This is a genomic window from Trichococcus pasteurii (assembly GCF_900112935.1).
Taxonomy (GTDB): Bacteria; Bacillota; Bacilli; order Lactobacillales; family Aerococcaceae; genus Trichococcus; species Trichococcus pasteurii.
Window position 1 is genome coordinate 83,926 of record NZ_FONM01000011.1, and the last position, 6,888, is coordinate 90,813.

The 6,888-nt window shown below is 53.0% G+C and carries 5 protein-coding genes and 1 other annotated feature (1 of these 6 only partly in view); all 5 genes read left to right on the top strand.

Features of this window, described 5'->3' with window-relative positions; translation table 11 throughout:
* Nucleotides 1–60 (top strand) — a binding site (T-box leader); it begins 167 nt to the left of the window's first position.
* A gap of 112 nt (nt 61–172) precedes the next feature.
* The gene (gene argC / locus BM184_RS10215) at nt 173–1,213 is read left to right on the top strand and encodes an N-acetyl-gamma-glutamyl-phosphate reductase (RefSeq protein ID WP_086942834.1); all 1,041 of its coding nucleotides are present in this window, start codon (nt 173–175) and stop codon (nt 1,211–1,213) included.
* Nucleotides 1,214–1,244: 31 nt separating this feature from the next.
* A complete protein-coding gene (gene argJ, locus BM184_RS10220; protein WP_086942833.1) occupies nt 1,245–2,471 on the top strand; it encodes a bifunctional glutamate N-acetyltransferase/amino-acid acetyltransferase ArgJ in 1,227 nt (408 codons plus the stop codon).
* 7 nt (nt 2,472–2,478) lie between these two features.
* Nucleotides 2,479–3,381 carry an acetylglutamate kinase gene (argB, locus tag BM184_RS10225; RefSeq protein ID WP_218151020.1) on the top strand — a complete coding sequence of 301 codons (903 nt, stop codon included), beginning with the start codon at nt 2,479–2,481 and terminating at the stop codon, nt 3,379–3,381.
* Nucleotides 3,381–4,574, top strand: coding sequence for an acetylornithine transaminase (locus BM184_RS10230; RefSeq protein ID WP_086942832.1), 1,194 nt, complete (start codon nt 3,381–3,383; stop codon nt 4,572–4,574). Before argB ends, BM184_RS10230 begins: the two co-directional genes overlap by 1 nt.
* A 17-nt stretch (nt 4,575–4,591) precedes the next feature.
* A partial coding sequence (gene carB / locus BM184_RS10235; RefSeq protein ID WP_093365089.1) for a carbamoyl-phosphate synthase large subunit occupies nt 4,592–6,888 on the top strand: 2,297 nt, incomplete at its 3' end.

Genomic DNA, 6,888 nt, shown 5'->3' on the forward strand with positions numbered 1-6,888 from the left:
GAGTCCGGCATGCGTGCATGCTGGAAAATAAGGGTGGCACCACGAACTTTCGTCCCTATACTGAATCTATTTGATTTGGTATAGGCACGGAAGTTTTTTTGTATAGTCACAACAATTTGTAAACAGGCTTGGCCTGCATTTACTACAAACATTAATGAGGGGGATGGGAAGTATGATTCATGTCAGTATCATTGGAGCAACAGGTTACACGGGGGTGGAATTAGTCCGATTATTGGGATTGCGCGAGGATGTGGTCTTGGATCATCTGACCTCCCGCACGTATGCGGGTCAAAAGATCCAGCATCTTTTTCCGCACCTGTTGGGCCACATCGATCACACCTGCGAAGAATTGGATCTGGAACAGGTGACGACCGACAGCGATGTGATCTTTGTGGCCTTGCCGCATGGACACGCGTTGCCGATAGCCAAAAAAGCCAAAGAAAAAGGCAAAAAAGTCATCGATTTGGGGGCCGATTTCCGCTTGAAGGATGCAGCCGTCTATGAAGAATGGTACAAAGTTGCGCACACCGAGCCGGAACTATTGGAGGAAGCCGTCTACGGTCTGCCCGAATGGGACCGCGACGCGATCAAAGATGCAACAGTCATCGCCAATCCGGGTTGCTTTGTGACCAGTATCCTCTTGGGACTGATGCCGTTGATGAAAAAAGGCTGGGTAGTGCCGAACAGCATCGTCTGCGATTCCAAATCCGGCACATCCGGAGCGGGCCGCGCCGGCAACGTAGCGAACCTCTTCACTGAGGTGGAAAGTAGCTTCAAAGCCTACGGTGTAGCGCACCATCGCCACACACCGGAAATCGAGCAGCTGTTGACGCAGATGGCCGGTACGGACACGATGATCCAATTTACGCCGCATCTGGTGCCGATGAGCCGAGGCATCCTCAGCACCATCTATGCGACGGTCAAGGAAAAAACGACGGCAGCGGAAATCCAGTCTCTTTTTGAGGAAGCTTACGCCGATGAACCGTTTGTGCAGGTTCTGCCTGCGGGCATGTGGCCGATGACGAAATCGGTGAAAGGCACAAATAACTGCCAATTGGGTGTCACCTACGACGAGCGTACAGGCCGGGTCATCATCGTGTCGGTCATCGACAACTTGATGAAGGGCGCTGCCGGCCAAGCCGTGCAAAACATGAACCTGATGTTCGGACTTGCCGAAACGACAGGATTACAGATGATTGGGCTTTTCCCGTAATAACGGAAGACTGAAGGAGGAAACGGACGAAATGACAAAGAAATTACATAAAAGCGGTGTGACTGCAGCTGCAGGTGTGCAAGCCGCGGGTATCCACGCCGGGTTCAAGAAACGCAAAAAGGATATGGCGCTGCTGTATTTCCCTGATGGGGCAACAGTTGCGGGCGTCTTCACCAAAAACAAAGTCAAAGCGGCTCCGGTCCAGTACGATCAGCAGGCCCTGCAGCAGCATGACCGCTTCAAGGCTATCCTGATCAACAGCGGCAACGCGAACGCGTGTACAGGCAAACAAGGCAAAGCCGATGTGGAAGAGACCGTGAAGCTCCTTTCGACAGAACTGAATATCCAACCGGAAGAGGTGTTGGTGTCTTCGACAGGCGTCATCGGAATGTTCATGAACATGGAGACAATGAAAAAAGGGGTCAAGGCGATCGCGCCGGAAGTTTCCGAATTTGGCGGCGCTGCAGCCAGCAAGGCGATCATGACGACGGATACGGTTCCGAAAGAAGTCAGTTTCACCTTTGAAGTCGCCGGCAAAACAGCTACCATCGGCGGAATGGTCAAAGGATCCGGGATGATCCATCCGAACCTTGGCACGATGCTGGGCTACATCACAACCGATGTCGCAATCAGCCAAGCAGCTTTACATGCGATGTTACTGAAAGCCGCGGATGCGACCTTCAACCACGCGACCATCGATGGGGACACGAGCACGAACGATTCCGTCTTTGTGGCCGCTACCGGCAAACTGGACAATCCGCTGATTGTTTCCTCTGATGACGCCGGCTATGCCGAGGTTGAAGCGGCTGTCCTGTCGATCTGCTCCCAATTGGCGCAGCTTTTGGTCAAAGACGGCGAAGGCGCGACAAAATTTGTCGAGGTGCTGGTTTCCGGCGCGAAGACAATGGCTGATGCGGTTTCGGTCGGCAAATCGGTCGCGACTTCGAGCTTGGTTAAAACGGCGATGTTCGGCGAGGATGCCAACTGGGGCCGGGTCATCACAGCTGCCGGTTATGCGGAAACGGAATACTTCGATGCCGACGTGATCGACATCGCCTTCTCGAGCAAGAACGGCGAAATCCAGCTTTGCGAAGCGGGGATGGGTGTCGTCTTCGATGAAGAACTTGCGAAAAAAATACTGGAAGCAGATGAGATCAACATTCTGATCGACCTGCATCTGGGCACGGAAGCCGCCAGCACGTGGACATGCGACTTCTCTTACGACTACGTGAAAATCAATGCGGATTACAGGAGCTGAGAGCGGGATGAAGATGAACAAGAGCAATTGTGAAAAAGCCGAAATGCTTGTCGAAGTACTGCCTTACGTCAACCGTTTCCGCGACAAGATCATCGTCATAAAATACGGCGGCAATGCCATGATCAATGAAGATCTGAAAAAGGCCGTCATGCAGGATTTGTTATTGATGAAATCGGTGGGGATGCACCCGATCCTTGTCCATGGCGGCGGGCCGGCCATCAACGACATGCTGAAAAAACTGAAGGTTGAGAGCCACTTTGAACAGGGGCTGCGTGTGACAGACAAAGAGACGATGGAAATCGTCGAAATGGTGTTGGCGGGCAAAGTCAACAAGGATATCGTCGGCACTCTGAATCAGATCGGCGGCAAAGGCATCGGCTTGTCAGGGAAAGACGGCAATCTGATTCAAGCGCGCAAAAAATATCTGGAAAAGAACGGCGAAAAAATCGACATCGGCTATGTCGGCGAAGTGGAAGCAGTCAACAAGGAAATGCTGGAGTCGCTCATCTACAGCGGCTACATCCCGGTCATTTCCTCCATCGGGATGGGCAAGGACGGGATGAGCTACAACATCAACGCTGATTATGTAGCCGGTGCTGTGGCGAAAGCCGTTCAGGCAAACAAATTCATCCTGTTGACAGATGTGGAAGGGATTTTCCGCGACTATCATGATAAGGATTCGCTCATTTCGAGGATCACGCTCGAGGAAATCGAAGCATTGGAAGCGGACGGCATCATCTCAGGCGGAATGGTTCCGAAAGTGGACTGCTGCATCGACGCCTTGAAGGGCGGCGTTGCCGGAGCGCACATCATTGACGGCCGTCTGCGCCACTCGATTTTATTGGAAGTTTTTTTCGACGAAGGGATCGGCACGATGATCGATCGCGATAAGGAAGGGGTACTCGAATAATGAATGAAGATATAAAAACAAAAGGGCAAGCCTACTTGATGAATACATTCAACCGCGGAGCCATCTGCATGGTCGAAGGACAAGGCAGCTACCTGAAGGATGCGGACGGCAAGCAATATTTGGACTTCTTGGCAGGCATCGCCGTGAACGCGTTAGGACACAATCACCCGAAAGTGACGGCTGCGATAGCGGAACAGGCGGCCAAACTGGTCCACTGCTCTAACTTTTATTGGATCGAGCCGCAAGTGCAGTTGGCGGAAAAACTGATCACGAATTCTGTTCTGGATAAGGTCTTTTTCGGCAACAGTGGCGCGGAAGCCAATGAAGGAGCCATCAAATTGGCGCGCAAATACGGACGTGAGGTCCACGGCGAAGGCTGCTACGAGATCATTACTGCAGATAATTCCTTCCACGGACGCACGTTGGCGACGTTGACGGCGACCGGCCAAAAACAATTCCATAAAGACTACGATCCATTCCTGGAAGGTTTCCATTACGTTCCGTTCAATGACTTTGAGGCTTTGGCCGCCAAAGTTACAGAAAAGACATGCGCAATCCTTTTGGAGCCAATCCAAGGCGAAGGCGGCGTCTATGTGGGCGATCAAGCTTACCTGCAGCAAGTGCGCGCACTCTGCGACGAGAAGGATATCCTGTTGATCTTTGATGAAGTCCAAACTGGCATGGGCCGCACCGGCAAGCTGTTTGCCTATGAAGGCTACGGTGTGGAACCGGATGTGATGACTTTGGCGAAAGCTTTGGGCAATGGCGTTCCGATCGGCGCGCTGTTGGCAAAAGATGCTGTCGCTTCCCATTTCAAACCGGGTGACCATGGTTCGACTTTCGGCGGCAACCCGCTGGTCTGTGCGGCAGCTTTCGCAACAATTCAAGCGATTGAAGACGAGAATATTTTGACGAATGTAAATGAGATGGGCAACTATTTCGAAGGGAAATTAGTGGCATTCAAGGAAAAATACGACTTCATCCTCGATGTGCGCGGCAAAGGCTTGCTGCTCGGGATGGAACTGGCGATGAAGGGAGCCGACATCGTCGCGAAGTGCCTGGAAAAGGGCGTCATCATCAACTGCACGCATGATACGGTATTGCGTTTCCTTCCGCCGCTGAACGTGACCAGCGCGGAAATCGACAAGGCTGTTGCAGTGATGGACGAGGTTTTTCAAACAATTGAAGCTTAAAGAAAGGATGGCAAAGCATGCCTAAACGAACAGACATCAAGTCGATCCTAGTGATCGGCTCGGGACCTATCATCATCGGCCAAGCCGCGGAATTTGACTATGCTGGAACGCAAGCATGTTTAGCCTTAAGGGAAGAAGGGTACAAGGTCATCCTGGTCAACTCCAATCCTGCTACGATCATGACGGACGTTGAAATCGCCGATAAAGTCTATATGGAACCACTGACATTGGAGTTCATCGCGAACATCATCCGCAAAGAGCGTCCGGACGCCTTATTGCCGACATTGGGCGGCCAGACCGGTTTGAACATGGCGGTGGAACTGGATGAAGCCGGCATTCTGGAGGAGTACAAGGTCGAGTTGCTTGGCACGAAACTGACTTCCATCCAACAAGCCGAAGACCGCGACCTGTTCCGCCAATTGATGGCGGAATTGAATCAGCCGGTCCCTGAGAGCGACATCATCCACACCGTTGGGGAAGCATTGAGCTTCGCGGCGGAAGTCGGTTATCCGTTGATCGTCCGTCCGGCCTTCACGATGGGCGGCACCGGCGGCGGCATCTGCCATAATGAAGCCGACCTGCGCGAAATCGTAGCCAACGGCTTGCGCTACTCACCGGTGACGCAATGTCTGCTGGAAAAATCGATCGCCGGCTTCAAGGAAATCGAATACGAAGTGATGCGCGACAGCAACGACAACGCCATCGTTGTCTGCAACATGGAAAACATCGACCCGGTCGGCGTCCATACAGGCGATTCCGTCGTCGTGGCGCCTTCCCAGACGTTGTCCGACAAAGAATACCAAATGTTGCGCGATGTCTCGCTGCAGATTATCCGCGCCCTGAAAATCGAAGGCGGCTGCAATGTCCAGTTGGCATTGGATCCGTACTCGTTCGACTACTACATCATTGAAGTGAATCCGCGCGTCAGCCGTTCTTCGGCTTTGGCGAGTAAAGCGACCGGTTACCCGATCGCGAAGATGGCGGCGAAGATCGCGGTCGGCCTGACCTTGGATGAAATGAAGAACCCGGTTACCGGCACTTCTTATGCGGCTTTCGAGCCGGCTTTGGACTACATCGTATCCAAAATCCCGCGTTTCCCGTTCGATAAATTCGAAAAGGGCGACCGTACCCTCGGCACACAGATGAAAGCGACAGGCGAAGTTATGGCCATGGGCCATACGTTCGAGGAATCGATGCTGAAAGCCGTCCGTTCTTTGGAATACGGCGTCAACCATCTGGCATTGCCGAAAGACCAAGGCCAGACCGTGACGATGGCAGAAATCGAACAGAATATCCGCGTTGCTTGCGACGAACGTCTTTTCTATCTGGGCGAAGCGCTGCGCCGCGGCGTGACACCGGAAACGATCCACGAATGGAGCGAAATCGACTACTTCTTCCTGTACAAATTCAAGCACATCATCGATTTGGAGAAGGAAGTGGCGGCAGCCGAACCGAAAGACCTTGAGATCCTGCGCGAAGCGAAAAAATACGGCTTCAGCGATGAAATCATCGCGGAATTGTGGGGCATGGCTTCGGAAGACATCTACGCGTTGCGCAAAGCCAACGGCATCGTTCCTGTCTTCAAGATGGTGGATACGTGTGCGGGTGAATTCGAATCCTTCACACCGTACTTCTACAGCACGTATGAGATGGAACAGGAATCGTTCCCGAGCTACCGCGAAAAAGTCATCGTCCTGGGCTCCGGCCCGATCCGCATCGGCCAAGGGGTCGAGTTCGACTACGCGACGGTGCATGCGGTCTGGGCAATCCAGGAAGCCGGCTATGAAGCGATCGTCGTCAACAACAACCCGGAAACCGTTTCGACGGACTTCTCGATCTCCGACAAGCTGTATTTCGAACCTCTGACCGAAGAGGACGTGATGGCGATCATCGATCTGGAACAACCGCTGGGCGTCGTGGTGCAGTTCGGTGGCCAAACGGCCATCAACCTAGCCGACAAATTGGTCAAACACGGCGTGAAGATCCTGGGCACAAGCTTGGAAGATCTGGACCGCGCTGAAGACCGCAAATTGTTCGAACAGTTGTTGCGCGACTTGGATATCCCGCAAGCACCCGGCAAAACAGCCGTGACCGTTGAAGAAGCGGTCGCAGTTGCCGACGAAATCGGTTATCCGGTCTTGGTGCGTCCGTCCTACGTATTGGGCGGCCGGGCGATGCAGATCGTCTACAATCAAGCCGATCTGGAGAAATATATGCGTGAAGCGGTCGTGGCCAGTCCTGAACGTCCGGTCCTGGTCGATCATTACCTGATCGGACAAGAGCTGGAAGTCGATGCGATCTGCGATGGTGAAAC

Bases quoted from the DNA above. Each gene is read 5' to 3' on its own strand.
- argJ (WP_086942833.1), top strand. From the start codon at position 1,245: ATGACAAAGAAATTACATAAAAGCGGTGTGACTGCAGCTGCAGGTGTG.
- argB (WP_218151020.1), top strand. From the start codon at position 2,479: ATGAAGATGAACAAGAGCAATTGTGAAAAAGCCGAAATGCTTGTCGAA.
- argC (WP_086942834.1), top strand. From the start codon at position 173: ATGATTCATGTCAGTATCATTGGAGCAACAGGTTACACGGGGGTGGAA.
- BM184_RS10230 (WP_086942832.1), top strand. From the start codon at position 3,381: ATGAATGAAGATATAAAAACAAAAGGGCAAGCCTACTTGATGAATACA.